This is a genomic window from Sphingobacterium sp., from assembly GCF_032065005.1.
Classification (GTDB): domain Bacteria; phylum Bacteroidota; class Bacteroidia; order Sphingobacteriales; family Sphingobacteriaceae; genus Sphingobacterium.
The window spans coordinates 107,508-131,718 of sequence record NZ_DAMBMM010000010.1 but is presented as its reverse complement, the minus strand read 5'-3'; the positions used below and the strand labels follow the sequence as shown (position 1 = coordinate 131,718).

The following is a 24,211-nucleotide window of genomic DNA, read 5'->3' as shown; positions in this document are numbered from 1 at the left end:
AATTATGGTTACAAAAGTAAACAATAAATCCTTTACTATTAATTTAATACGCCAAATCCTGCCTCTCAACGCCAAACCGTGCCACATCTTCAAAGGAACTTATCTACCGCTATAATTTTAGGCTTTCAGTAAAATTCTAAACAAAATCATAGTATGAGTACACAGCAAAAAGATCTATCGTATTTCAGATTACGATTGCAGGAACACCTTAACGGTAGCTTTCCTGAAAAAGCTCACGACCAAAAATTTATCGACCAGCGTTCTTCGTGGGCTGCCAATGCTTACGAGGGTGCATTCCGTTCGGGAAACCCGATTGAGCAATGCAACGAGATAGCCAACTACATACTTTTTGAGGGCTTGCATTTCTCCAAGTTTGATACAGTTTTCCAAGTAGTATGCAATGAGTTTGATACCCTGATGGCAGACGAGGAACTACGACCGTTCGCCCTTAAAATGCTCCCTGTCTGTGAGCCTGTTTTTTCAAGATATACACTAACCGATGATTTCGCATATGGTTATGAGTTTGACCTGCTCTACACCGAACTAACCGGAGCAATCGCAATATGGATAGAGGAAAATGGGCTTCAGTAAACGCCAACACCTCCAACAGAATATTGATGCCCTGCGGATTGCTTTTACATTGGAAAAGGAGAAACGACAAGCCACCGTAGGCGAAAGACTGTCATTGATGCGTTACAGCGGATTTGGCGGTCTTAAATTCGTTCTGAACCCCGTAGAAAACGAAACAGACATCAACCATTGGCGAAAAACCGAACACGATTTATTCCCCATTACGCAGGAACTCCACCGACTGCTCAAAGAAAACTCCGAAGACGATAAGCAATACCGCCGATACGTGGACAGTATGAAAAGCTCCGTACTGACGGCTTTTTATACACCACCACAGGTTATTGATGCGATTTCTGAAACTTTGCGTGAAAGCGGTGTAAATATTCAGAAATTTTTAGAGCCGTCCGCAGGGATTGGGTCTTTTATCCAATCCTTTTCGGAAAACCAACAAACCAAAGTTACCGCCTACGAAAAGGACTTGCTGACAGGCAAAATCCTAAAACACCTTTATCCCGAAAGCACTATCCGTGTAAGCGGTTTTGAGGAAATTCCCGAAAAGGAACAAAACAGCTATGATGTAGTTGCCAGCAATATTCCGTTTGGCGATACTTCCGTATTCGATTTATCCTTTTCCCGAAGCAAGGACAGTGCAAAAGTACAGGCAGCACGAAGCATTCATAATTATTTCTTCTTGAAAGGAAACGATATGCTCCGTGAGGGCGGTTTACAGGCTTTCATTACTTCGCAAGGCGTTTTAAACAGTCCGAAGAATGAACCGATACGCAGGGTGTTGATGGAAAACAATAATCTGGTTTCGGTTGTCCGGTTGCCCAACAACCTGTTTACGGAATATGCAGGTACGGAGGTCGGAAGCGATTTGATCATCCTACAAAAGAATACGGCAAAACAAAATCTGACCGAAACGGAAGAACTGTTTTGCCAAAGTAAACAGACCAAATACGGTACGCCAAGCAATGCTTTCTTTCAGAATGGTACGAGGGTCATACATACCGACTGTAAAATTGATACCGACCCCTACGGACAACCTGCAATCATTTATACACATAAGGACGGAGCTGAGGGCATTGCCAAAGATTTGAAGCAAATGCTTTCCGAAGATTTTGGAAACCGTTTGGACTTGAGCTTATACATAGGCGAACGGAACGATGAGCCATTGGTACAAATTCCTGTTACGCCAACACCAACGGTTACACCTCCGGTCGTAGATGTAACCCCTGTAAGCATTCCCCAAAAGCCACAACCCGAAATCCGTCTGGAAAGCCTACAGGAACCGAAGCAGCTGAGCATTTTTGACCTGTTTGAAAATGCGAACGAGCCTGTAATGGTGGTTGCTCCACCCAAAAGAACTACGCACGCCAAAAGACAAACCGCTAAAAAAAGACGAGGTACAATAGGTCTTCAAACCGACCTGTTCGGCGGTGCGATGCAACAGCCTTATATACCGCCAAAACCTAACGGAACTACAAACGGCACAACTCAAATAAACGGCAAAAAACAGGAAGCTGTCGGCGATCTGTTTTCGGGTTTGGGTCGGAATGGCCACGTGGATAAGCAAATCGTTACCAATATTGCCATCAACACCATTCCAGAGCCTGCTCCGTACAGTGGCGAACTGCAACCGTTCCACCGAAACGACTGCCTTATCGTGGATAACGGTTGGGTCGGTCATCTGCAAGATGTGGATACGCAGGACGGTAAGGCTGTGTTCCACCCTTTACAACTGCCTTCCTTACAGAAAGCACGAGCCGAAGCGTATATCGGGGTACGTGATGTTTACCAACAGCTTTACATCAAAGAAGCGGAACTACAAACCGAGCATAAGGAAGAAAGGGAAACCCTTAACCGCTTATATGATGCCTTTGTCAAAAAGTACGGAAACCTCAACAGTGCGGACAATATCAAGCTCATCAAAACAGACAGTGTAGGCAAAGAAATGCCCTATTTGGAGCGTGTTGTCGGTGGCGTCGTACACAAGGCAGATATATTCAGTCGTCCTGTAAGTTTTTCTACCGTAACCATAGCAACGGACAATCCCGATGAAGCGTTAGCGGCTTCGCTGAACCAATACGGTAGCGTGGATTTGGACTATATGTCCAAAACCAGTGGTATGCCTGCCGATACCCTGAAAGAAGCCCTCCGAGGTCGTATTTATTACAATCCACTCCAAAGGGAATACGAAATAGCCGAACGCTGGATTGCGGGCAACGTGGTGGAGAAAGCCCAAGAGGTCAGAACCTACATCGAAAACAATTCCGCTGATACAGAAGCCAAAGAAAGCCTTGCCGTTTTGGAAGAAGCCCGACCAAGACGTATCGAATTTGAGGAACTCGATTTTAATCTGGGTGAACGCTGGATACCCGCAGGTATTTATGCCCGGTTTGCATCGCACCTGTTCGATGCAGATGTAAAAATCCACTATTCGGACAGTGCCGATGATTTTTCCGTTACCTGCAAACAGAAAAACGTCCATATATGGGATAAATATGCGGTCAAAGGCCAAAGCCGGACGTATGACGGGATTGCCCTGCTCAAACACGCCCTTGTCAATACCACGCCTGATGTTTCCAAAACGGTACAGGTTGACGGAAAGGATGTCAAGGTACGGGATATGGAAGCCATACAGATGGCGAATAGCAAGATTGACGAAATTCGAACCTCCTTTACCGATTGGCTCCACGCCCAAAGCGATGAGTTCAAGACAAGGCTGACTGACCAATACAACGACACGTTCAACTGTTTTGTCCGACCGAACTACGACGGCTCCCATCAGGAGTTTCCGGGATTGGACCGAAAAGCATTGGGTATTGAAGAACTGTATTCAAGCCAAAAGGATGCCGTTTGGATGATAAAGCTGAACAACGGTGCTATCTGCGACCACGAAGTAGGTGCAGGAAAGACGTTGATAATGTGTACAGGGGCACAGGAAATGAAGCGTTTGGGACTGGTCCACAAACCGATGATTATCGGGCTGAAAGCGAATATACCTGAAATTGCCGAAGCCTACCGCACCGCCTATCCTCACGCCAAAATACTTTATCCGGGCATTGATGATTTTACCCCCCAAAAGCGGTTACGGATTTTCGGTGATATTAAAAACAACGATTGGGATTGCGTAATACTCACACATGATCAATTCGGAATGATACCCCAATCGCCCGAAATACAAAAGGAAATTCTCCAAATCGAACTGGACAGTGTAGAACAAAACCTTGACTTCCTACGGAGCCAAGGCAATGAAATAACCAGGGGGATGCTTGCCGGAGCGGAAAAACAAAAAGAAAACCTCGAAGTAAAGCTTAAAACCCTCGCGCACGATATTGAAAACCGCAAAGATGACATAGTGGATTTCAAGATGATGGGTATTGACCACTTGTTTGTGGACGAAAGCCACCAATTCAAAAATCTGATGTTCAACACACGGCATTCGAGAGTTGCGGGATTGGGCAATCAACAGGGAAGCCAAAAGGCAATGAACCTGCTTTTTGCTATCCACACCATTCAAGAACGAACCAATGCGGATATGGGTGCAACTTTTCTTTCGGGTACCACCATTAGCAATTCATTGACGGAACTGTACCTGTTGTTCAAATACCTGCGACCTCGAGCATTGGAAAAACAAGGAATTAATTCCTTTGATGCGTGGGCGGCAATCTATGCAAAGAAAACAACCGATTATGAGTTTTCGGTCGCCAATAATATCGTGGCAAAAGAGCGTTTCCGCTACTTTATCAAAGTGCCGGAACTCGCTCAATTCTACTCCGAAATCACGGATTACCGTACCGCCGAAATGATTGGAATAGACCGTCCCGAAAAGAACGAGATATTTTACAACATACCTCCAACTCCAGACCAGGAGAAGTTTATTGAAAAGCTGATGGAGTTTGCCAAATCAGGCAAAGGGGAATTACTTGGCAGAGAACCGCTATCTAAAAAAGAAGAAAAAGCAAAAATGCTTATCGCTACGGACTACGCCCGAAAGATGTCTTTGGATATGCGAATGGTAAACCCCCATTACCAAGACCACGCCGATAACAAAGCTTCCCATTGTGCAGATAATATTGCTAAATATTACAATAAATTCAATGCACAGAAAGGCACGCAGTTCATCTTCTCGGATTTGGGAACATACAAGCCAAATCAGTGGAATATCTACTCCGAAATCAAACGTAAGCTCGTGGAAGACCACGACATACCTGCACACGAAATCCGCTTTATACAGGAAGCGAAGAATAACAAGCAACGAAAAGAGCTAATCAAAGGAATGAACGAGGGCAAAATCCGTGTCCTTTTCGGTTCTACGAGTATGCTCGGTACAGGTGTGAACGCACAGAAAAGAGCCGTTGCCGTACACCATTTAGATACGCCGTGGCGACCGTCCGACCTTGCGCAAAGGGACGGTAGGGCTATCCGCAAAGGCAATGAGATTGCCAAGCATTTTAACGACAATAAAGTGGATGTAATCATCTATGCCGTTGAAAAATCGCTGGATAGTTATAAGTTCAACCTGCTGCACAACAAACAGCTATTTATTGACCAATTAAAATCCAACAATCTTGGTAAACGGACGATTGACGAAGGTGGTATGGATGAAAAGTCGGGTATGAATTTCTCGGAATATGTAGCTATCCTTATGGGCAATACCGACCTTTTGGACAAAGCTAAAATAGAGAAACAGATTGCCGGATTGGAAAGCGAAAGGCAATCGTTCAATCGTTCAAAATCAAGTGCCAAGTACAAACTGGAAGATTATGAGGCAGAACTTGGAAAAGCCCAATCCCGCTATGACCGTATGAGCCTTGATTGGAATAATTTGCAGGGACGTATCCAAAAAAACACTGACGGTTCCGTTGCCAACCTTATTAAATTAGACGTTTTGTCGCCCAATGCGGATATAAAACAAATCGGTGCAAAGCTCAATCAGCTTGCCGACAAATCCCGAACGGGTGGGGATTATGAAGAAATCGGTAATCTGTATGGCTTTCAACTTTTGGTAAAAACGGAAATGTCGCAAAAAGAGGGGGTGGATATTCGTGTAAACCGTTTTTTTATTCAAGGTGAGGGTACTATCAAATATACATTCAACAATGGTGTAATGGCAAAAGATCCCGAAACAGCTTCACTAAATTTTATTAAAGCATTGGAAAAGCTGCCCACCTATATCAGAAAAGAACAGGAGAATATGGCAGATTTCCAAAAAAACATTCCAATACTTAAGGAAGTAATCAATGGTACGTGGACAAAAGAAAACCGACTTAGCGAACTCAAAACGGAGTTGGCGGCAATTGAGCGGAAAATACAGTTATCTATCACTCCGGAACCAATAGAAAAGTCTACAGAACAAGTCGAAAAGCAGCAAGAAAATCCAAAGGCTATGGAAAGCGTAGTACCGACAAAAAGTATTTATATGTCACGGGGAGTATTGTAAAAACATTTACCCATTCATACATTTTCCTAATCACAACATCTCAGGTTCGTTCAATTTATTTCTGGACTGTGATTCATTTCAAAATTGATGAATAAATAGTAGCATAAACCACTACATTACAGAAATAATCTTACACCCACATATCTTATCTGTAGCTCGTTTTGAATCCAAAAAATTAAACAAATTGAATTGTATGTTGTTCTGTCTATGTGTTCTATCAAAAAAAGCCTTTAACATTTCATTATTAAAAGAGAAAAGGAAATTGATAATAATAATATACATCTATGAAATTAGCGATAAAAATAATGGCAATGGCAGGAATACTGTTATTTATCCAAGCGTGAGATAAGGACGATATCAACAAAATCAAAATCCAGAATCACGATGACAATGAAATGATGACTATCATGCACAACATGGTGGATGAGATGATGGCCATGCAAATGCCCCCCGACCCTGATATTGCTTTTGGTCTGATGATGCGAATGCATCATCAGGGAGCGATCGACATGGCAAATAAGGAACTGCAATCCGGCGATGATGCGCAAATGAGGGAGATGGCCCAGAAAATGATTAAAGACCAGAAGGCTGAGATTCAAGAATTAACCACATTTCTCAATGGTCACGTACCGCATCTAAATGTTCCCGAATTTGTTACAGAGCAGATGAAAAATATGGAACGCTCAGGCAGAGTGACAGACCTCCAAATCATTAATGGAGACACGGATCACGATTTTGCCATGTTGATGATTCAGCATCATCAAAATGCAATTGAAAACGCAACATTGGAACTTATTTACGGACACGAAAGTGCTATGCAGACAATGGCAAAAAATATTATTGAAAAACAGGATCAGGAAATCTCGGAGATTCAAACCTGGTTATTAGCTAATAAGAATAGATAAATAATTTCTCACTTTAAACAATAAAATTATGTCACATCAACAATTTCAAAAATGTATTGACGAATGCTACGCCTGTGCTGTAGCTTGTAACCATTGTGCAGCTTCTTGCTTGCAAGAGGACAATGTAAAAATGATGGCTCGATGTATCCAGCTTGATCTGGAATGTGCAGCCATATGTAGAGCCGCAGCCGAACTCATGAGTTTGGGAAGCCAATATAGCCGTCACCTTTGCAAGCTATGTGCGGAGATTTGTAGAGCGTGTGGAGATGAATGTGCTAAGCATGATATGCAACATTGCAAAGAGTGTGCGGATGCTTGCTACAAATGCGCAGAAGCTTGTGAGCAAATGGCAACGGCGGTATAATCTCATTATTGGTAGAAGTCTAAAAACCTCCAATGAATTCAAACTGGGTAAAGAATTTCAGGACCGTTTCCATTTGTAAACGATAGTTAGGGAAAGAGGAAAATGGACGGTAGTGTAAACTGAACTGTGTCACATCACTCCTTTTAGGGTTCGTGCTCAGAGGCTGAAAGCCTCGAGTGCGAACCCTAAAAGGAGTTGCCGAAGGCTTTAATTCTATCTCATGGACTGGCTCCTTCGCCGAATAATGATCGACAAAATCGTCTTTTGATTTTATATTTCGTCCTGTTCTTCCATTTTTTTAATCAAAGCATCACGTAAGCTGTCAAGGAATTTCGTTCGGTTCAGCTTTCTTGCTTTGAGTTCCAAAAATGTATGGTAAAAATCGCCCAAATCAACATTAAAACTGTTTTCAAAAAATCTGACTATGGTTATAATATCTGTATTCCCATTATTGAAGACGGCTTGAGAATGCAGTCCGTAAATCAATTCCGTTAAAGCCGCTTTGCTTCCCGTCCAACTTAATGTTGGTAGGTCTATTGATTTATCTTTATAGATTATGTTGTGAAGTTGGTCTTCGAGATAAACTTGAATCAGGTCATTGGCAATTATTTTTGCCGCCTTATAATCGTGGGATGTAGAAAACCGGTGGTCGGTTTCAAAATAAACCGTGTCCAAACTTAACTTTATATCGTGTTTGCCCCGAACAAATAACTTTTCATCTACAAATGAACTGCCTGTTCGGTAATATTTATAGAATTCAAGGTTACTCTCAAAATACCGTTTGAGTTTCCTTAGCTCACCATTAATGTATTTCCTAATAGCTTTTATATCATTAGGTTTTTTTGTCTCTATTTTATAGATAGCGTTATAGTAAATGAGTTTTGCAACAATGACTGGTTTTTGATATTTGAAAAAGTGGATCTCTTCATTTATACTATCAAAGCCATTTTTTAGTGTATATTCCTTTATTTCGGAAAGTCTCGATAATATCAACTCGATAATAACTTCATACAAAGCTATGGAACCATCCAGTTCAAGAGACACCTCTTTTATTTCATCTTCTAGTTTCTTTATTATTTCCTCGTAATAATTGCTCATTAAGTAACATTTTTAATTCATCAAAAGAGGTCGGATTCTAAATCCGACCTCATAGAAAGTCAAACTTAATAGGACAAATTCAATCCGAACCCCCAGCCCATATCGCTGTCATAATGGGTAGTAGCGGCAATGTTTCTGGTCAAAATGTATTTTAGACCACCCATATACTCTTTGTCTGTATTTACCATAAATGCCCCTCTCAATCTTGCGGTCAAAGGGATATCCTCCCTTGCTAATTGGAGGCGGACAATACCGTCTGAATATACCTCAGCTTGAAAATCGACCAGCATAGGTAAAGTGTAAACGAAACCTGCACTTAGTTTGGCTCTTTTATTTTTCGTGTTTTTCTGTCCGAACATATTCTTTTCGATCTCATGGCTGCCAAATTCCCGATATCTCCAATCGAAGCCTACGAAAGGCATAAACCACTGCATTTTTCCGATATATCGACCGAAGTGCGTTTCAGTTTCATATCCATGGCGATTATTATAACCTAATCTCCATTCGGTACTAAGTTTCCAGCGTGTATTTTGAAGCATTGCCTGCCCGTCGTTACCATTTGTAGCAAAGTCGTTCTCAGCCATAAAATGCCATCCATTGCTCTCTTTTTGCAGTTTTTTATATGCTTTTTCTTTGTTAGGCAGATTTGGGTTTTGATAATCACCTACTGCAAAAACCCGGTTCATACCTGCCATCATATGATACATAATATGACAATGGAAGAACCAGTCACCCTCGGTATTGGCGGCAAATTCAATGATATTCGTCTCCATAGGCATGATGTCAATGACATTCTTTAGCGGGGACTGTATTCCATTACTATTTAGGACACGGAAATCAAATCCGTGGAGATGCATTGGATGCCGCATCATGGAGTTGTTGAACAGTTTAATCCTGAGAATTTCTCCTTTCTTGACAGGAATCTTATCCACTTCGGAAAGAACCTTGTTATCCATGCTCCAGACATACCTATTCATGTTCCCTGTGAGCGTAAAGGTCACTTCTTTTACCGGTTGATCTTTTGACAGTTCGGTATTGTACGGTGATTTAAGCATGTCGTAATTTAAGGTAACGATGTCATAACTTGACATATCATGGGCTGAGTGATCCATTGAGGAGTCCATTTCCATTTTACCCATCGCTTTATTACCATTTTTATCACCTGTGATCTCGGGATACATTACCGAATTCATGTCCATCTTTTGGAGACTCATTTTCATCCCCATGTCCTTCATGTCCCCGTTCATTTTCATCATATCGTTCATCATCTTCATGCCCTCAAAGTATTTAAGTTTCGGAAGTGGGGGATGTGGTACTTTCCTTCCTTCGCCGATATAAATCGATGCAGATTCGGTGCGATCCTCAGGGGTAACCAATAACTCATAGGAATTATTTGGCTCAGGAATGGTAACGATGATATCGTAAGTTTCCGAAACCCCTACGATCAGCCTATCCACTTCAACCGGTTCGACATCATTCCCGTCACTGGCAACGACGGTAATCTTTCCACCTGCGTAATTGATCCAAAAATAGGATGAAGCACCACCATTAGCGATCCTCAACCGAACTTTGTCTCCCGCCTTAAATTGTGAGAGTTGCTGCCCATCTGCGCCGTTGATCAAAAATTTATCATAATAAACATCACTGACATCCATCGCAAGCATACGTTTCCACTCGTTTGTAACTTTCGTTTTAAAATGTCCTTCTTTTATAGCTTCCAGATAACTTTGGGTCGTCCCTTTCTTAATTGCAAACCAGTCATTGGCATTATGAAGCATCCGGTGGACATTGTCTGGATTTAAATTTGTCCATTCACTTAAAATCAAAGGAACTGTAGGCAGATCATCAATACCTTTCCTGAATGTGGGATCACCCTCACGTTTATTCATTATGAAAGAACCATACATACCTATCTGTTCCTGCATGCCGGAATGCGAATGGTACCAATGCGTACCATGTTGGATTATCGGAAAGTGATACGTATAGGTAGAATTTGGCTCAATGGGCTTTTGGGTCAACCAAGGAACACCATCTTCTTTGTTGGGCAGCATTACACCATGCCAATGCAGGGATGTGGCTTCGTCCATCAGGTTGTGCACCATAATCTCTGCCGTGTCCCCTTCAGTAAACGTCAATGTGGGCATCGGTATCTGTCCATTAACTGCAATAGCTCTTTTGGATTTTCCGCCATAGGTAACAATGGTGTCTTTTACATATAAGTGGTATTTTACAACCTTCCCGCCACCAATTATCTTCTCTGGAAGCATTGGAACATTTTCATGAGCTTGCTTGTTCATATTCATCTCTCCGTGGCTTTCGTTACCCTCCATTTTTTTAGGGACAAGTTTCATCCCGCATTTGGGACAGTTTCCCGGTTTATCGGAGAGTATTTCTGGATGCATTGGACAGGTGTATACCTTTTGTTGTTCCTTTTCCTCCTCATTTACATTTACTTGTGGATTATCCATTTTATGCTTACGGGTTGAATGTGCTGACTGCGCGCTACTGCTTATCGTAATAAGCATAAGTAGCATTATTAAATTATATCTCATAACATATTGTTTTTGTTATATTCGACAAGAGATTGATTACCTCCATCATTTTAGCGGTTTTAATTTTAAGAGGCTTGCATTAATCGCAACCACAATTGTACTTACACTCATCAAAACCGCACCCATTGCAGGACTTAGAACGAAATCCGGATAAAGCACACCTGCTGCAAGCGGAATGGCTATCACATTGTAGCCAACTGCCCAAAGCAGATTTTGCACCATCTTTTTATATGTCCGTTTACCGAAGTCAATCATTTTTACTACATCTCTTGGGTCGCTGTTTACCAGAATAATATCGGCTGTTTCGGCTGCTACATCCGTACCCGAACCTACTGCTATACCTACATCTGCCTGTGCTAATGCAGGTGCATCATTCACGCCATCGCCGGTCATCGCAACCACTTCACCTTTGGCTTGATATTCCTTTACTTTTTCCTGTTTTTCGTGAGGCAATACATTGGCGATATAACCGTCCATTCCTAATTGTTCAGAAACCGCTTTTGCAATTTTCTCATTGTCGCCTGTAAGCAAAATGGATTTGATGTTCATCTTTTTTAACTGGTCAATGGCTTCTTGCGAACCCTCACGAATACTGTCTGCCAACGTGATAATACCGATGACTTCACCGTCAATAAAAACATAATTGACTGTTTCAATGCTTTGATTGATTTCTTTTGGAGTTTCGGGTTCTGTAAGGTTGTTCTGCTTGAAATAATTAGGTCCTGCCGCTACAACTTCTTTTCCGTTTACAACTGCTTTTACACCTATACCTGCCATATAGCTGAAGTTTTCCGACTTCCATAGTTCAAGGTTTCTTTCTTTCAACGTTTTTAAAATACCTTTTGCAATGTGGTGTTCGGAATATTGCTGAACGGCTGCTGCATATTGTATCATTTCATCGGCAGCATATTTATCGGTTAATGGGATAACTTTTTCCACTGCGTGAGAACCTTTGGTAAGCGTTCCTGTTTTGTCAAAAATAATGGTGGATAAGTTGCGTGTGGTCTCAAATGCGGTGCGGTTGCGAATAAGTAAACCATTGGTTGCCGAAAGCGTTGTAGAAATGGCAACCACCAGCGGAATAGCCACACCCAAGGCGTGGGGACAAGCCGTAACCATTACCGTAACCATTCTTTCCAATGCAAACGCAATATCTCCGCTACTGCCAAACCAATAAATAAAGGTGATAACCCCAACCGCAATAGCGATATAAGTGAGCCATTTGGCTACTTTATCGGCAAGGTTTTGCGTATTCGATTTTGCTGCTTGTGCATCCTGAACTAAATTGATTACCTTATTGAGGTAACTGTCTTTGCCCACTCCGGTTGCCGTAACCCGCAAAGCACCTTCACCATTGATAGAACCAGCAATTACTTTTCCGTCCTTTTCTTTCTTCACCGGAACACTTTCGCCTGTGAGCATACTTTCGTTCACATAAGAAACTCCATCGACAATGGTTCCATCGGCAGGAATTTTTTCACCGGGTTTGATGATAATGGTTTCACCGTTTTTTAGGTCTTCGAGTTTTATTTTCAAAGCTTCTCCGTGTCGTTCCACCGTAACATCGTTTGGTAATAGAGCGACTAAAGACTGTAAGGCTTTTGAAGCCGCCATTGTAGAACGCATTTCTAACCAATGCCCCAAAAGCATAATCACGATAAGGGTTGCCAATTCCCAAAAGAAATCCATACCGGGCAATCCAAAAACAACGGCAACTGAATAGATGTAAGCAACCGAAATAGCGATGGCTACCAAGGTCATCATACCGATGGCTTTGGCTTTGATTTCGCCTACCATTCCTTTCAGGAAAGGCATTCCGCCATAGATGTAAATGATAGTTCCCAATGTCAGCAGTACATATTTATCTCCCGGAAAAGCAATCGTAAAACCGAACCAATGCTGTATCATTTCCGATAAGAGTAAAACGGGAACGGTAATGATTAAACTTACCCAAAAACGTTTGAGGAAATCGTGGGTGTGATGTCCTTCGTGTTTGTCGTAGCCACTATCGGAATGATGATTATGGTTTTCACTATGATGCGAATGTTCTTTGTGGTCGTGATGTTGGTGGTGTCCGTGATGGCTGTGAGCTTCTTTTTTTGCTCCTCCCATCGGAACTAAATCCATTCCGCAAAGCGGACATTTCCCTGGTTCGTCCTTCATCACCTGCGGGTGCATGGGACATGTGTATCTTTTCATATTATATGATTTAGAGTTTAAAATAACAGTTGTACATTATATTAAAGTGTTAATGGCGCTACATAATTTTAGGGAATCATCTAAGATTTTCCTCTGCCTTGACTCATTTATCCCCAATTGCTCTAACAAGATTGGATTTTCGTATACTTCTTTGCAAAGTACGATTCCTTTGTCCAACAGCTGTCTTTTTTCAGTTTTAGTGAGAGTAGCCAATGCTGTTAGAGGATACAGACCAGCTTTATCAATTCTCGCCTTCAATGAATTTTGCGGGGGATAATCCCAGCTAACAAGCATTAAATCAACGCAGGTTCCATACTGAATTGCATCGGTGGTGAAACGGGTATTGGTATAAAGCCCTCCCCGGTGGAGTTTAGTGTCATGTCCAACTTGACTCTTCCATCGTTGCTTTACGTCCACGAACCTCGATTGAACATATAGCGGGGTCTTTACATTACAGAATCGTCCTTGACTATTGTGATATTTACATTCAATCATATAATGGTTGTTCTCCTTTTCTGCGATCACATCTATTTCGTGTGAAACACAGTCCCCCTGAACAATAACACCAACCTGAGTATTAAAACCTTCGAATTCCATCAGTTTACCTACCAATTTTTCAAAAGGAAAGCCCGTTGAACCTAATTCCATCAGGGACTTCTTCAGATTATATTTTGAAGCACTTATCCGGGATCTGCTTTTCAGCATATTAAAAGCCATCTGATAGATCTTTTTGGTGGTCATCCCTTCTTCAACTTGATCCACGATATTACGAGCCACATGCTGGACGAGATTCTCATCTGCTTGCGATCGCCGAAGAGAATTAATAAGCTTGTTCATATCGAAATCCTGCAATTCCCCTGAGTATTTTTTTATTTTTACTGTTTTCATCATTCCTGTTTAGGTTTTCTGGATGAAGATGAGCATTTGGGTCAAAACTTATGCAACCGTAATCTTATCTTCCAAATATACTTGCTGGACAGTTTGTAATAGTTCGACCCCCTCACTAAAAGGTCTTTGAAAAGCTTTTCTTCCCAATATCAATCCCGAACCTCCTGCACGTTTGTTAATTACTGCTGTCGTGACAGCGTCAACGATATCTGATGCTCCTTTTGAACCACCCCCGGAATTGACGAGTCCAATTTTTCCCATATAACAGTTGGCAACCTGAAATCTGCAAAGATCAATAGGGTGATCCGTTGTAAGAATATCGTACATCTCATCGTTATATTTGCCAAATTGCAGGTTCTTAAAACCATAATTAGCGTCCGGTAATTTTTGTTTTATGATATCTGCTTGTATTGTTACCCCTAAATGGTTGGCCTGCCCGGTCAGATCCGCTGAACTGTGATAATCATTTTCATCGGTTTCGAATGCTTCGTTGCGGGTATAACACCAAAGGATAGTTGCCATTCCTAAACCATGTGCTTCCGCAAAGGTTTCTGCTATTTCCTTTATTTGCCGATCACTTTCATGAGAGCCAAAATAAATTGTAGCGCCAATCGCCACGACACCCATATCCCACGCTTCCTTAACCGTTCCAAACAAGGTCTGATTATAAGTGTTCGGATAGGTCAAGAGCTCGTTATGATTGATCTTGACAATAAAAGGGATTTTATGTGCGTACTTTCTGGCGTAAAGACCAAGTCCACCGAAGGTTGATGCTACGGCATTGCATCCTGATTCAACGGCGAGCCTGATGATATTTTCAGGATCAAAATAATCGGGGTTTTTATGAAACGAAAAAGCTGCGCTATGTTCAATACCTTGATCAACAGGAAGGATACTCAGGTATCCAGTTCCGCCAAGATTTCCGTGGTTATAAAGTTGAGAGAGACTTCGTAATACCTGTAAGTTACGGTTACTATTCACAAATACCTTATCAATGGAACTATTATCAGGTAAATGCAATTTATCCTTCGTAATCTTTTTACTAATATGATCTAAATAATAAGAGGCGTTGTCGCCTAAATGACCAACAATATTTTTATACATGTCTCTAATACCTGTTCTTTAATTAATTCCAAGGCTTTTGTTTGTCCTGATAATCGACTGTTCAGCACTGGGTTCAATCCCTGTCAGTGCTCTTATCGCATCAATGGTTTCAGGAATTACGATAGCCTGATTATCTACCACATAGGCATAAAAAAGTTCATCACCCTGCACCTTCAGCATATCTTCCCAGAGGGCGACCTCATACATATCGCCCCAAGGTCTTCCCATATCCAGGAACATCTCTTTTATCGTGTTGTTTGAAACCAATCCCTGATCGTATTGAATCAGTCTAATTCGAGATGATGTTCTAAAAGCTTCCAAAACCTCTTCTTTGCAAGCTGCTTTGGTCATTTTTATGTTCCAGTAGTGCAGATGGCTAAGGGTTTGCGGAACCTTTATAGCTGAGGTAATAACATTCAGGTCAGGATCTACACTTTGTGCATCCGGTCCCTGATGACTTGGAATTTCTCTTTCGGGTACCATAGTGTTCATGATACCGCCCAAATGACTTTCCCAAGGATCGGTGGCTCGTCTTAAGAGTGTTCCTCTGGCATAATCAAGTAAACCCGCTTTCTTTAAGGCGGTGAGTGTTCTTAAGATCGAGGTGGTATTACAGGAAACCACCCTCGTAGCATCTAAATTTAATGCCGATTGGTAATTATTTTCGGCACTGAAAGAATGTCGGGTTACTTCATGCTTTTCACCACCCTGAACGATAAACTTTATTCCTCTTTCCTTATAGGCCTGCACATTTTTGGCTGCCACCTTTTTAGGGGTGCAATCTACCACCAAATCTACTTTGGTGAGAAGTTCAGCAATTCTACCTTTTACTGAAATTCCGCAGGCGTTCATTTCTTTTTCGGCTTCTGGTGTCGATGCATAAATAGCATAGCCTTTGTTTACAGCATTTTGAATTCGCCAATCACTAACGACATCGCATACCCCTACTAAGGTCATATCATTTTGTTTTACTATAGCATCGGCTATCCTTTTGCCGATGACTCCATATCCTATTACTGCTATTTTCTTCATTTCTCTTCTCTTTTGAGTTAGTATTTTAAATTGCTGAAAATTTTTGATTATAATGGATATCGATTGCTTTATTTCAAAGCTCCATCTTTTTGATATTCGTTGTTTTCCAGCTGTTTAATTTTAGCTTTCATGAATTCAATCTCTCGATTTTGAGCAGAAATTATTTCTTCTGCCAGTTTTTTTACTTCCGGATCTTCCAGTTTGCTTTCTTCGACCATTAAAATAGCTCCAGCATGATGTGGGATCATTGATTTAAGAAACTGTATATCCCCCACAGCGGTTTGTTTTCTTATACTGACAAAGAATGCTAATGCGGTGCCGAATCCTACTAAAATTAGAATTGAATTAAGCTTCTTGTCAGGATACATCTTAGCCATCAAAACCAACTCCACAATAAGCATCGGAGAAGCCATTAGTCCTGCCATGTAAAATTGATTGATATTAAAAACCATGTTTGTCAACTGATCTATCATCGCGTACATAAGGAAAAACATGAGTACAAAAGAAATAAGCATCATCCATAAAAGTTTTTTATAGCTCCCTGAATGATGTGAATTCTTATGTTCTATTTTTGGAGTTGTTGATCCGTTGTTCATGCTCTCATGATTCTCCGGCTGGTGTGATGGCGTTTTCATAACTATTTTATATTTAATTGCTTATCAAAGTAATTAATCAACAGTTGTTGCTCCTCTTTGTTTAATCGTGCACCATTGTGCATCCACATATATGACCTCAACGGCATTTTACCTTTCTCGATCTGCTCAACAATCTGCGCGAACTTTGAGTTTATCCTTCTCGGGCTATAATTTGGCAAATCATCAAAGTTCAATTTCTCTTTTCCTTCGGTTATATGATCTGCCATGAACCAACCCAAAGGCTGAACATTGGTGTACCAAGGGTATTGGGTATTGTTGCTATGGCAGTCATAGCATGATACCGACAGGATTGCATTAACTTTTGCATCGACCTTAAATGAATCAACGAAAACCTGACCCGCAGGAACCGGCGATAGGTTCCTTTGGGGGGTTATAAATTGCATTAACACAAACACACTTAACAGAACTGTTAAAATTACTTTGTATGCTTTCGTTCGTTTTCGGTTTTTTTTCATGATCTAATATTAATCAAGTACCATTATCTCCGGTCATAGAGACAACAACTCGGTAAACCATCATAAGTCTCTTTAGAAGCCTTGTCCAGCTCTGTATCGTGACCAACATTAGCAATAGCTTTGCTTATGGCACTTTTTGAGGTTACTTTTGAATCGAAATCCAAATGGATAACTTTGGCATTAACATCCCAGTTTGCGGAAATCACCCCCTTGACACTTTTCGCCGCTTTCTCAATCCGGCTTTTGCACATTTCACAATTTCCTGATACTTTCAACATATCATGGGTCTTATTGACATTGGTTTGAGCATCGCCATGCTGATGTCCGGCAGCCGATGCTGCGCCATCGTTATTCATCATACTGATTTTACCTTCCAGCTGGGCACTTGCATCAACGGTGAAAGCTCCCTTGGTCACGATTTCCTCGCCATTTTCCAGCCCCGACATAACAACATATTGGTCGCCCAATGAGGGGCCCAAGACGATCTCCCGAAGTTTAAAAGCAGGCGTGGATGTATTTGGCTGTTTTACGTAAACTATGGAGCGCTTCCCTGTCCATAAAACCGCCGACTTGGGAATGACCAACTCATCGTTGTAGCCCTTTAAAGGAGCAGTGATCCTTGCTGTTGCATACATTTCAGGTTTGAGATTGCGATCCCGGTTATCGGCTTCAACTCTAATCTTTGCTGTTCTCGAATTGGCATCAATAATTGGATTAATAAAAGCTATCCTACCTTTATATACTTTTCCGGGCACACTCTGTAAAGTATATTCCAACTGATCTCCCACCTTTAGAAATGGCAGATCTGTTTCATACGCATCAAAAACCGCCCATAACTTGGAAAGGTTTGAAATGGTGTACAAGACGCTCCCTTGGCCGATATAATCGCCCGGGTTTACATTTTTTGCTATGACAACACCACTTGTATTCGCATATATATTGACGTAGGGTGAAACTTCGTTGGATGTCAATATTTTGCTTATCTGATCCTCTGACACCTTCCATAAACTCAGCTTCTCTTTCGCGGCATCCAATAGGAGGGGCTGCATATCCTGCAATTTTGCAGCTTCGAGCAATTCTTGCTGCGCCGTCAATAAATCGGGCGAATAGATTTTGGCTATCAGCTGGCCTTCTCTTACCGACTCGCCGGTAAAGGTTACGTAAAGATTTTCAATACGTCCATTGACATGCGATGTTTGGGATTGTTGTAAACGTTCGTCCACCTGGATAGTCCCATACAGTTGGACGTCTTTAACAGCGTCTTGGTGGCCGACAACCGAAGTCTGGATATTCGCCAATGCTATGGCTTCTTCTGACATCTGGATGGCATCATCGTCAATTACACCATCACCTCCCCCGGATGATTTCAAGGGAATTAGATCCATAGCACATATTGGGCACTTCCCCGGTTTATCCATTCTGATCTGGGGGTGCATGGAGCAAGTCCATACTGTTTCTCCGTCCTCGGTCACTTCCATTTCAAGGTCATGACTGTGATCATGGGACGAATTTCCGCCAAATATCGCCCAGCCAAGCAGTAGTCCGGACAACAACATAAGCCCGTAAGTTACCGCCTTATTTCTAAAAATATTTTTCAGTTTATTCATTGCTAAGAATTTTAAAATAATTTCATTATTTATGGTCTGCTAATAATTTTTTTATCGAGACAACCATCGTATTATAGTTGGCAAGGGCCTCAGCTTTCCTTAGCTGATAATCCAATAATTGCCGTTGCACCTGAATAACGTTGGTCAAGTCACTTTTACCCGTAACAAACTCTTTTACGATCAGGTTATATGTCGTTTGGGCAAGCGTAGTTTGTTTTTCGTACAGTTTCATGACACGTTCAGCATCATCCAATTGGCTTTTGAAACTATAAAATTCACTTTTCAAAGCGTTAAACGTGTTTTTAAAGTTCTCTTCGCTTGATTTTCGCCATAATCTGCTTTCGTTTTGCTGTGCATTGTACTTTTTACGGAAGAGTGGCAGGCTCACTGAAACCATGGGCATGACCATATCCTTGCCGTTCATCCCGTCCATTGCCAGCATTGAATTATTCGTCTTTCCCACAACCATGTATTCCACACCGATACCAATCATAGGGTAACTCATTTTCCGATCCATTTCCGCTTTTGCCTTAAATGCCAATCCTTCTTCGGTAATCATTTCAAGCATGGGGTTGTTTGTCTCAATAACCCTCAGCGCTTCTTCCTCGCTATATAAAAAATTCAGCTTGTGGATCTCTTGTCCCAACATTACTTCTTCATTGGCTTCCCTGTTCAGCAATGCATTGAATTTCGCTTTTTCGGCTTTGATCTGGGCATGTAAACTTTCAATGTTATTTTCAATTTCAGCGATTTCCAATTGGATACGAAGCACCTCTGACATACCCGATCCGGAGCCACCTTCCATTGCTCCCATGCCACCACCGGACGGCATACTCATATTCTGATTAGTAGCAGGAGCTGAATTGCCTCCTCCCATACTCATCCCTCCCATACCCGATGAAGCACTAGATCTGGTTGGTGAGGAAGGCGTATTACTGCTTACGACGGGTGCTACACTTGATTGTGAGGTGCTTGAGGGCGCAGAGAATTTCCGTATTGCCAATTGTTCCAATTGTTTTAGAAACACTTGGTTTTCCTGATTATTCTTGAGTTGCTCGTTCAATTTTTGCATCGTGTACCACTGTGTGCTGACCTGAAGGATCAGATTATTTATGGCTTCCCGATACTGTTGATCTTGCATATTGGCCATATGTGTAGCCTCTGTGCGAGCTGCTTTTCTCGTGCCAAACCATGGGAACATCTGCATCAAGCTTACATTTCCAATAGAACGCCCTCCTATAATTTCCATAGGCATCGTATATGCTTCCATGGACAATTCCGGGTCTTGGTATGCTCCTGCTTGCGGAATTTTTTCAAGGTATGCCTCATGCGCATACTTTTGTGATTTTACACCCGGATTATTTTCGATTGCGACTTGTATATAATAAGACAGCGAATCGGTGGGGTAGTCTTGGGCTAAAGCTTGCGAAAAAATGCTTAAGCTTGTTAATACAGCCACGGTTATATACCGATTTATCTTATTCGTTTTCATTCGCTATATTTTTATTATTTTTTCTATTTTCTTTTTTCGTGGCAGATTCCCTCCACCAGCACTGGAATACCGGGACTACAAACATGGTCATGGATTGGATCAGCATGCCGCCGAAAGTCGGGATGGCCATTGGTACCATGATTTCCGCACCTTTACCGGTAGAGGTCAGGACAGGCAGTAAGGCGATCAGTGCTGTAGCAGTGGTCATCGCTGCCGGTCTGACACGCTTTAAGCCTGCGTATATGACTGCTTCCCGTATTTCATCTTTTGTTCTGGGGTTCCGTGCTTCAAATGTATCGTGGATGTATGTTCCCATTAATACACCATCACTCGTCGCCAGTCCGAACAGGGCGATAAATCCTACCCAAACGGCAATGCTGAGATTGATGCTGTGCATCTGGAACAGATCCCTCATATTTGTCCCTCCGACAGAGAAGTCCATAAACCAGGGCTGCCCGTAAAGCCATAATAAAATAAAGCCACCTGCAAGTGCTACAAAAACACCGGAAAAATGAATTAACGATGCTGTAACCGTTCGGAACTGAAAGTAGAGAATTACTAAAATGGCTAACAAACTCAGTGGTATAATAAACATTAGCCTTTTTGCGGCACGTTCTTGCTGTTCATAATTTCCGGCAAACTTATACGTCACCCCGTTGGGTAAATCGAGTTCTCCAGACGCTATTTTTTCCTTTAGGAGTTGATCCGCTTCGTGTACTACGTCGACTTCCGCTATGCCACTTTTTTTATCAAAGATTACATAACCCAACAAAAAGGTATTTTCACTTTGGATCATCTGAGCGCCCTTGGCATATTCAACATCCACCACATCCCCCAATGGAATCTGAGCTCCTGTAGCTGTCGGAATGATTATTTTTCGCAACGCATCCGGGTCATCCCGTAATTCTCGCGGGTAGCGCAGGCGAACGGGAAACCGTTCCCGGCCTTCGACTGTAGTGGTCAACGTCATACCGCCGACTGCCGCACTGATTACTTCTTGAAGCTCGGCAACGGTAATACCGTATCTGGCCATTCTATCCCGGTTCAGATGGATTTCGATATAGGGTGCGCCTACAGCACGGTCGTAGAAAACGGTCGATGGCATAACAGATGGAACATCCTTTAACGCTGCTTCCAAGGCCTTGCCACCGATTTCAATCGACTCCAAATCCGGGCCCGATACCTTTAACCCCATCGGAGCCCTCATGCCCGTAGAAAGCATCACCATTCTCGCTTCTATCGGTTGCAGCTTAGGAGCGGAAGTCAATCCGGGCAGATGGGAAACATTGACGATCTCTTGCCAGATATCTTCGGCTTTTTTAATTTCGGGACGCCATCTGCGGAAAAATTTTCCGCTTTTATCTTCAATCAGACTGTCGCGTGGTATGGAACGGAAACCATTGGAAACAGCATAGGTCTTGTCGCCTTTCAACACGAATTCTCCGGAACTGTTTACCTTGAATCTTTCACGGTGCCCGTCTTCATCCAGATAAAATTCCGGGATATAATTGATCGTATTTTCAAACATCTGTGTGGGCGCAGGATCAAGTGCAGAATTCACACGGCCCCATTTTCCTACGATAAGTTCGACTTCCGGTATGTTTTGAATACGTTTATCAAGTGTTCTGATCAATTGCAGGTTTTGTTCAATCCCAGTATGCGGCATACTGGTGGGCATCAAAAGGAAAGAACCTTCATTGAGGCTTGGCATAAATTCCTCCCCGATACCGGGAAATGTTTCGGTGGATTTTTGCCAGAAGGCAGTCTCCCGAAATGATTTCCAACCTGTCTTTTCGAAGCCATTTGCAACAAAACCAAAACTCTTCTCTACGCCCATCCATGCTAACATTCCGAATAATAAAGTAATGATAGGGATGGCCATGAATTTCCACCGGTTGGAAAGTGACCAACGCAGGATCTGTTCATAATAGATCACCAATGCCCATAACATTCCCAGGATGGAACCAATGGCAAAGAACACGAACACAAAGTTAAGTGTGGTGCTTGCCTGCGTGCCGAGTGGCAGCCACTCAACCGTCAGGTAATACATCGCTACAAAAAGTGTGATAGCTACATTAACGTAGTTGGCAATTTTTTCTCCTTTCCATCTTGGTGTAAACAGGTTGTTGACTCCGATCAAAGTCAATGCGAACGCGACAAAAACACCTGTATAGATCCAAAGAGCGATACCGGCAACTACCAAAACGTAGTTGGCTATCCGGCGAACTTTACTCCCATTGATACGGATTGAAAATATATAATAAGCTAGTGTTGGCAAGATAATAATGCCTAACACAAAGGCTGAAACCAAAGCAAAGGTTTTGGTGTATGCCAAGGGACCGAACAACTTACCTTCTTGTGCTTCCATCATAAAAACAGGTAAAAAGCTGATGATCGTGGTGAGCATTGCCGTTGACAAAGCTCCTGAAACTTCCGTCACAGCACGAGAAATCAATTTTACCAAGACTTTCCCTTTACTTTCAACGCCTTTAGCTCGTTCTTCATCAATATGGCGCAAAATACTCTCGATAAAGACGATCCCAACATCAACCATAACACCAATGGCAATGGCGATACCCGAAAGAGCAACGATGTTCGCTTCTACATCCATCTGTTTCATAATAATGAAAGTCGCCAACACACCGATGGGCAAGAGGCTGGATATAAGAATTGATGCGCGGAGATTGATCACCAAGACGATGACAACGATAATGCAGATCAGTATTTCATGGGCTAAAGCATTTTCCAGCGTCCCGATGGTTTCCTGGATTAAACCCGAGCGGTCATAAAACGGAACGACGGTGACTTTTGAAATAGTCCCATCCTCTAATGTTTTTTGAGGGAAACCTGCCTCCATTTCTTTGATCTTCGCCTTGACATTATTGATGACCTCCATGGGGTTGGTTCCATGTCGCGCTACCACCACACCGCCAACTGCTTCCACGCCTTCTTTATCCAATCCGCCGCGTCGGGTAGATGGACCTAAATTTACAAATCCGACGTCTTTTATCTTTACGGGAATATTATTGCGCACAGCCACTACGGCATCTTCCAGATCCTGGACACTTTTTAGATAACCCAATCCGCGCACCAAATATTCCGCTTTGTTTATTTCGATTGTCTCTGCACCGATATCCAGATTGCTGTTTTGGATAGCCGACATGATATCCATTACCGATACATTGTATGCACGCATCGCATCCGGATTGATATCGACTTGGTATTCCTTAACAAAACCTCCGATGGAAGCCACTTCGGAAACCCCCTCTGATGCTGCCAAATTATATTTGGCATAGAAATCCTGGATCGTGCGCAGCTCATCGGGATCCCAGCCTCCTGCGGGTTTTCCGGTTTCGGGGTTACGTCCCTCCAGTGTATACCAAAAGACCTGACCCAAAGCCGTGGCATCCGGTCCGAGCGTAGGCGTTACCTCGGATGGTAATGTGCCGGCAGGCAATGAGTTCAGTTTTTCCAGAATACGGGAACGGCTCCAATAAAACTCGACATCTTCTTCAAAAATGACATAGAGGAAGGACATGCCGAACATGGAACTGCTGCGGATTGTTTTTACGCCGGGGATGCCCAGTAAGGAGGTCGTGAGTGGATAGGTAATCTGTTCCTGTATATCTTTGGGAGACCTCCCCATCCATTCGGTCGCCACAATTTGCTGGTTCTCCCCAATGTTCGGAATCGCATCGACCGGCACAGGATCGCTCGGCAACGCATTTTGATGCCAATTAAAGGGCGCTGTAATCAGCCCCCATATAAGGACAACCACAAGTAATAACAGTGTTATTACTCGGTTCTCCAAAAAATATTTGATAATTTTGTTAAGCATAACAT

At 42.4% G+C, this 24,211-nt stretch carries 15 protein-coding genes; 4 read left to right on the top strand and 11 right to left on the bottom strand.

Features of this window, described 5'->3' with window-relative positions; translation table 11 throughout:
* Nucleotides 1–153 precede the first annotated feature (153 nt).
* The 4 genes from RT138_RS15620 (at nt 154) to RT138_RS15605 (ending at nt 7,285) form a co-directional block, all read left to right on the top strand.
* Nucleotides 154–591 carry a DUF1896 domain-containing protein gene (locus RT138_RS15620; RefSeq protein ID WP_091097015.1) on the top strand — a complete coding sequence of 146 codons (438 nt, stop codon included), beginning with the start codon at nt 154–156 and terminating at the stop codon, nt 589–591.
* Nucleotides 578–6,016 carry an N-6 DNA methylase gene (locus RT138_RS15615; protein ID WP_313191408.1) on the top strand — a complete coding sequence of 1,813 codons (5,439 nt, stop codon included), beginning with the start codon at nt 578–580 and terminating at the stop codon, nt 6,014–6,016. The genes RT138_RS15620 and RT138_RS15615 overlap by 14 nt, the downstream gene beginning before the upstream one ends.
* A gap of 356 nt (nt 6,017–6,372) precedes the next feature.
* Entirely contained in the window at nt 6,373–6,921 is a 549-nt protein-coding gene (locus RT138_RS15610; protein ID WP_313191422.1) for a DUF305 domain-containing protein, read from the top strand.
* A gap of 28 nt (nt 6,922–6,949) precedes the next feature.
* Nucleotides 6,950–7,285, top strand: coding sequence for a four-helix bundle copper-binding protein (locus RT138_RS15605; RefSeq protein ID WP_002993225.1), 336 nt, complete (start codon nt 6,950–6,952; stop codon nt 7,283–7,285).
* Nucleotides 7,286–7,555: 270 nt separating this feature from the next.
* Here RT138_RS15605 and RT138_RS15600 read toward each other — a convergent pair whose 3' ends face one another.
* From RT138_RS15600 to RT138_RS15550, 11 genes are all read right to left on the bottom strand, one after another.
* Nucleotides 7,556–8,383: an RteC domain-containing protein gene (locus RT138_RS15600; protein ID WP_002993221.1), complete on the bottom strand. Its 828-nt coding sequence runs from the start codon at nt 8,381–8,383 to the stop codon at nt 7,556–7,558.
* Nucleotides 8,384–8,448: 65 nt separating this feature from the next.
* A complete protein-coding gene (locus tag RT138_RS15595) occupies nt 8,449–10,908 on the bottom strand; it encodes a multicopper oxidase domain-containing protein (RefSeq protein ID WP_313191407.1) in 2,460 nt (819 codons plus the stop codon).
* 72 nt (nt 10,909–10,980) lie between these two features.
* Nucleotides 10,981–13,134, bottom strand: coding sequence for a heavy metal translocating P-type ATPase (locus tag RT138_RS15590; protein ID WP_091097022.1), 2,154 nt, complete (start codon nt 13,132–13,134; stop codon nt 10,981–10,983).
* A 36-nt stretch (nt 13,135–13,170) separates the two neighbouring features.
* Entirely contained in the window at nt 13,171–14,025 is an 855-nt protein-coding gene (locus RT138_RS15585; RefSeq protein WP_091097024.1) for a restriction endonuclease, read from the bottom strand.
* A 45-nt stretch (nt 14,026–14,070) separates the two neighbouring features.
* Complete coding sequence (locus tag RT138_RS15580) at nt 14,071–15,126, bottom strand: class I fructose-bisphosphate aldolase (protein WP_313191406.1); 1,056 nt, start codon at nt 15,124–15,126, stop codon at nt 14,071–14,073.
* A gap of 18 nt (nt 15,127–15,144) precedes the next feature.
* On the bottom strand, nt 15,145–16,158 hold the full coding sequence (locus RT138_RS15575) for a type II glyceraldehyde-3-phosphate dehydrogenase (protein WP_091097028.1): 1,014 nt from the start codon (nt 16,156–16,158) through the stop codon (nt 15,145–15,147).
* A 68-nt stretch (nt 16,159–16,226) separates the two neighbouring features.
* Nucleotides 16,227–16,793, bottom strand: a complete 567-nt coding sequence (locus RT138_RS15570; RefSeq protein ID WP_214649527.1) for a DUF305 domain-containing protein — start codon at nt 16,791–16,793, stop codon at nt 16,227–16,229.
* Between the two features lie 2 nt (nt 16,794–16,795).
* A complete protein-coding gene (locus RT138_RS15565; RefSeq protein WP_313191405.1) occupies nt 16,796–17,197 on the bottom strand; it encodes a heme-binding domain-containing protein in 402 nt (133 codons plus the stop codon).
* A 95-nt stretch (nt 17,198–17,292) separates the two neighbouring features.
* Nucleotides 17,293–18,876: an efflux RND transporter periplasmic adaptor subunit gene (locus RT138_RS15560; protein WP_148917765.1), complete on the bottom strand. Its 1,584-nt coding sequence runs from the start codon at nt 18,874–18,876 to the stop codon at nt 17,293–17,295.
* A gap of 25 nt (nt 18,877–18,901) precedes the next feature.
* Nucleotides 18,902–20,368: a TolC family protein gene (locus RT138_RS15555; protein WP_148917764.1), complete on the bottom strand. Its 1,467-nt coding sequence runs from the start codon at nt 20,366–20,368 to the stop codon at nt 18,902–18,904.
* Nucleotides 20,355–24,206 (bottom strand): efflux RND transporter permease subunit, encoded by a 3,852-nt coding sequence (locus RT138_RS15550; protein ID WP_148917763.1) that lies wholly within the window; start codon nt 24,204–24,206, stop codon nt 20,355–20,357. The genes RT138_RS15555 and RT138_RS15550 overlap by 14 nt, the downstream gene beginning before the upstream one ends.
* Nucleotides 24,207–24,211 lie beyond the last annotated feature (5 nt).

What these genes read in the sequence shown, in the direction of transcription:
- RT138_RS15590 (WP_091097022.1), bottom strand. Translation starts at nt 13,134, where the DNA reads ATGAAAAGATACACATGTCCCATGCACCCGCAGGTGATGAAGGACGAA.
- RT138_RS15605 (WP_002993225.1), top strand. Translation starts at nt 6,950, where the DNA reads ATGTCACATCAACAATTTCAAAAATGTATTGACGAATGCTACGCCTGT.
- RT138_RS15600 (WP_002993221.1), bottom strand. Translation starts at nt 8,383, where the DNA reads ATGAGCAATTATTACGAGGAAATAATAAAGAAACTAGAAGATGAAATA.
- RT138_RS15565 (WP_313191405.1), bottom strand. Translation starts at nt 17,197, where the DNA reads ATGCAATTTATAACCCCCCAAAGGAACCTATCGCCGGTTCCTGCGGGT.
- RT138_RS15620 (WP_091097015.1), top strand. Translation starts at nt 154, where the DNA reads ATGAGTACACAGCAAAAAGATCTATCGTATTTCAGATTACGATTGCAG.
- RT138_RS15580 (WP_313191406.1), bottom strand. Translation starts at nt 15,126, where the DNA reads ATGTATAAAAATATTGTTGGTCATTTAGGCGACAACGCCTCTTATTAT.
- RT138_RS15550 (WP_148917763.1), bottom strand. Translation starts at nt 24,206, where the DNA reads ATGCTTAACAAAATTATCAAATATTTTTTGGAGAACCGAGTAATAACA.
- RT138_RS15570 (WP_214649527.1), bottom strand. Translation starts at nt 16,793, where the DNA reads ATGAAAACGCCATCACACCAGCCGGAGAATCATGAGAGCATGAACAAC.
- RT138_RS15585 (WP_091097024.1), bottom strand. Translation starts at nt 14,025, where the DNA reads ATGATGAAAACAGTAAAAATAAAAAAATACTCAGGGGAATTGCAGGAT.
- RT138_RS15595 (WP_313191407.1), bottom strand. Translation starts at nt 10,908, where the DNA reads ATGCTTATTACGATAAGCAGTAGCGCGCAGTCAGCACATTCAACCCGT.
- RT138_RS15555 (WP_148917764.1), bottom strand. Translation starts at nt 20,368, where the DNA reads ATGAAAACGAATAAGATAAATCGGTATATAACCGTGGCTGTATTAACA.
- RT138_RS15615 (WP_313191408.1), top strand. Translation starts at nt 578, where the DNA reads ATGGGCTTCAGTAAACGCCAACACCTCCAACAGAATATTGATGCCCTG.
- RT138_RS15560 (WP_148917765.1), bottom strand. Translation starts at nt 18,876, where the DNA reads ATGAATAAACTGAAAAATATTTTTAGAAATAAGGCGGTAACTTACGGG.
- RT138_RS15575 (WP_091097028.1), bottom strand. Translation starts at nt 16,158, where the DNA reads ATGAAGAAAATAGCAGTAATAGGATATGGAGTCATCGGCAAAAGGATA.